General features: G+C 45.6%; 4 protein-coding genes and 2 pseudogenes. 1 reads left to right on the top strand and 5 read right to left on the bottom strand.

Features of this window, described 5'->3' with window-relative positions:
* Positions 1-184, top strand: a pseudogene (locus ACERC5_RS09925) (IS3 family transposase); the annotation flags it as partial.
* On the opposite strand, the gene ACERC5_RS09920 reads toward ACERC5_RS09925, so the two are convergent.
* The 5 genes and pseudogenes from ACERC5_RS09920 to ACERC5_RS09900 form a co-directional block, all read right to left on the bottom strand.
* Positions 137-1048 carry a phosphodiester glycosidase family protein gene (locus ACERC5_RS09920; protein WP_373659680.1) on the bottom strand — a complete coding sequence of 304 codons (912 nt, stop codon included), beginning with the start codon at positions 1046-1048 and terminating at the stop codon, positions 137-139. The pseudogene ACERC5_RS09925 and the gene ACERC5_RS09920 overlap by 48 nt on opposite strands.
* A 142-nt stretch (positions 1049-1190) precedes the next feature.
* Positions 1191-1613, bottom strand: coding sequence for a GNAT family N-acetyltransferase (locus tag ACERC5_RS09915; RefSeq protein ID WP_373659678.1), 423 nt, complete (start codon positions 1611-1613; stop codon positions 1191-1193).
* Positions 1614-1764: 151 nt separating this feature from the next.
* Positions 1765-2661, bottom strand: a complete 897-nt coding sequence (gene era, locus ACERC5_RS09910; protein WP_373659677.1) for a GTPase Era — start codon at positions 2659-2661, stop codon at positions 1765-1767.
* Between the two features lie 153 nt (positions 2662-2814).
* Positions 2815-3138 carry an NUDIX domain-containing protein gene (locus ACERC5_RS09905; RefSeq protein WP_373659676.1) on the bottom strand — a complete coding sequence of 108 codons (324 nt, stop codon included), beginning with the start codon at positions 3136-3138 and terminating at the stop codon, positions 2815-2817.
* A 185-nt stretch (positions 3139-3323) separates the two neighbouring features.
* Positions 3324-3645 (bottom strand): annotated as a pseudogene (locus ACERC5_RS09900) (recombinase); the annotation flags it as partial.

Raw genomic sequence — 3645 nt, 5'->3', positions numbered from 1 at the left:
ACTTAAGACTGAAATCCAAGCCATTTATGACGAACACAAGGGCAACTATGGCTATCGTCGTATTCACTTGGAACTTCGCAATCGAGGCTTCTGTGTCAACCACAAGAAGGTACAACGTTTGATGATAGAGATGAAACTAGCTGCTCGTATTCGTCGGAAACGCAAGTATTCCTCTTACAAGGGCGTTGAAGTACGTGGTAGACGAGCCACCGCCGTCTAGGTTATAGGCTAAATCAGCGCCATAACTCTGCATGACCTCAGCCAGTTCATAGAGGGTCAGACCAGAGCTCTCATCGCTGCGACCGTCAGAGACGACGATGAGATAGTGAAGAGAGCCGTCCTCTTCCTCGATAATTCCAATAGCTGTCCGAGGATTATCTGCCATGGCACGACCAACCTCGTCAGTTGTCGACACAGCAATGTCACCATCCTTAACCAAGGTTGGTCCAAAGGTAAAGGTATTGACCACACCACTGTCCAATAAGGCTTGCGCCGTCGTGTCACTCTCTGAAATCACATCAAGCGTGCCATCGGCATATTGCACCAAATCCTCATAGTCACTGCTTCTAGCCACATCACGATAGAGTACCCCATTTTTGATGACATAGCCCGTCTGGTTTGCCCCGTAGTAGTCTCCATTGATGGCAAAGATGCCCTTGTTTGCCGCTGCCGTGCTAGAGGTCGTCGCGGTGATGTTGGTCCCATAGGTATCCTGCGCCAGCGCCGTCCTGAGCAAGCTCGGATCACTGATTCGCACATCCGCCACATAAATGGTCGTGTCACTCTGACGAATGGTCTCAATGGCTATGGCGATATTATCGTCTGTGTAGCTGCTATCGGTCACTGTTGCTGTGCCTGCGGCCATAGCAGAGCTACCAGTTGTTGTTCCAGTGCTGGAGCTGATGGGCGTTGCCTGCACTTGACCGGTCTCTGCGACACTGACCACCGCTGTTGGCAGAACAAAAGTTTTTAGAAGACTATAGGCATTTGCCGTCAGCAAGACACTGGAAAATAAAATCGTATAGGCATGTTTTTTGATTTGTTTCATTAAGCAGTCCCCTTCTTTTTGATTGCCCTAGTTTACGTCGCTAGGTTAAAAGAAAACTTAAAGAATTCTTTATAAAATCTTAAATTTCTGTTTTTTCAGACAAATATGGGTTTTATCCAATAAAAAAAGAGGACTATCGTCCTCAGCAGTCCTGTATGACATTCACTGTTCGGCTGACTTCCTGAAAGCCGAGTGCTTGATGGCAAAAATGACTCGCTTGGTTGTCTAGGGCATAATTAGAGGCAATCTGGCTCAATCCCTGTCCTTTTGCCCACTCTTTCGCAAAAGTAACCAGTTTTCTAGCCAATCCTTGGCGACGATAACTGGGTAAGACAAACACTCCTTCTAAGAATGCAACAGGAGAGCCTTTCGTCCCTTCGACATAGTCATATCTGGTGGATAAGCTGATAAAGGCGACAGCTCTGCCATCGTCCCAAAAAAGAAACTCATACGGGAATCGACCAGCTAAAAAGTCTGCCACCAAGTCCTGAGTCTCAGGCGACCACAACTGGCTGGCGAGGTCTGCCCAATGCGTTACCGTATTTGAGGTAACAGGTTCAATCATCAGTCACTCCTCCCCATTCTTTTGCTTGTGTTAAAAAGTTTACTGAACCTCATTGCACTTTTTTTCAGGCGATGACCCTAAACTCCCCATTAGGGAAGCCTCGCCCTTGCGTCTCTAGGCTCGGGTTAAAATAGCCTATCCGTAGGCTATTTTAATACTCTTTCTCATTGTAGCCAAAATCTGCCAAGTCCAGCTTCTTGTCTCGCCAATTTTTCTTGACTTTGACCCAGATTTCGAGGAAGACCTTGTCGCCTAGCATGAGTTCGATGTCACGGCGGGCAAGGGAGCCGATTTTTTTCAGCATGGCACCACCTTTTCCGATGACAATGCCTTTTTGGCTGTCCCGCTCGACCATGATGGTCGCTTGAATATGAACCTTGTCGGTCTCCTCATCTCGCTTCATTGACTCAATGACCACCGCTACCGAATGTGGAATCTCTTCGCGGGTCAAATGCAAGACCTTCTCTCGAATCATCTCCGACACCAAGAACCGCTCGGGATGGTCGGTAATCTGATCTTCTGGGAAATACTGGAAGCCCTCTTCCAGATTGTCCTTAAGAATCTCCATCAGGCGATTGATATTGTTTCCTTGAGTGGCTGAAATCGGCACAATTTCCTTGAAGTCCATCTGACTTCTGAAGTCATCAATCTGCTCCAAGAGCTGGTCAGGGTGCACCTTGTCAATCTTATTAATGACCAAAATAACAGGGATATTGGCCTTTTTTAAGCGCTCGATAATCATGTCATCGCCCTTGCCTCGCTTCTCATCAGCAGGTACCATAAAGAGCACCGTCTCCACCTCACGCAGGGTCGAGTAGGCCGCATCTACCATAAAATCCCCCAGAGCCGTCTTGGGCTTATGAATCCCTGGCGTGTCGATAAAGACAATTTGCTCCGTCTCAGTCGTGTAAATACCCATAATCTTGTTACGGGTCGTCTGCGCCTTATCGCTCATGATGGCAATTTTTTGCCCCATCACATAATTCAAAAAGGTTGATTTGCCGACGTTTGGTCGACCTAAAATCGCTACAAAGCCTGATTTAAACATAACTTAAGATACAAAGGACGTCAAAAGCCAAGTCAAAATAGGGAATGACCCGAAAATCCTGATTTTCGAGGTCGTTCATCTTTTTGACACAGCTTTTAGTCCGTGTTCAGTTGGAACACAAACCCGTCCCACTCCTTTCATTTTCTATTACTTTTAGTGTCCCATGGCAAAGCTGCCAGACACACATTCTTCAATCATCAAACGGTGGCTGTCAAAAGCCAATGCCAACTGGTCAATCTCCTCTTTTGTGAAAAAACGTAACTCTAGACTTTCATCATCACGGTGAGTGCTAATGTCATAGCTCTCTTCTGCTACCATTTCATAGATAAAGGTGATGGATTGGCAAATATCGCCGTTAGGATAATGATGCTCGCTGTTCGTGTAGACATTAAGCAAACGTTTGGCAGCCACCTTAATGCCTGTCTCCTCAGCAAACTCACGAATGGCTGTTTCCAGAGAGATTTCACCGAGTTCCATAGCGCTCCCCCCCCTCTTATGTCAAGTAACTGACACTATTTATTTGCTAGATTACACACTCATTATACCACAANCCCTCTTATGTCAAGTAACTGACACTATTTATTTGCTAGATTACACACTCATTATACCACAAACTATCCCATCAAGAAAGAGACTTGCTAGGATACAAGTCTCCTCCTCAGCTATTTGTAGATGACTGTAAAAAATCCAAGACAATCAACCACAACTTTGTCAACGTGTGCAACTACAATTTCTTTGCTTAACCTCTTATCAGTTGGCAACTGAGCATAGCTAGCTTCTTTCAACTGCTCTTCCAAAGCCTGAACAGATTTATCCACTTCCTTTTTCTTGGCAATATAATCTTCTCTGGTCAACAAGCTATCCTTGTAGTCCTGAAAGCAGGCGAGTTTTTCTGTCTTCAATCGTTCAATTTCCCGAACAACAAGGGTCTTAGATACCTTTTGATGAGGTTTTACTGCTTCATCTCCTAGTTTCCCTTTGATT

Source organism: Streptococcus sp. E24BD (assembly GCF_041807825.1).
GTDB lineage: Bacteria > Bacillota > Bacilli > Lactobacillales > Streptococcaceae > Streptococcus > Streptococcus entericus.
This window is presented reverse-complemented; position numbering and strand designations above follow the sequence as displayed.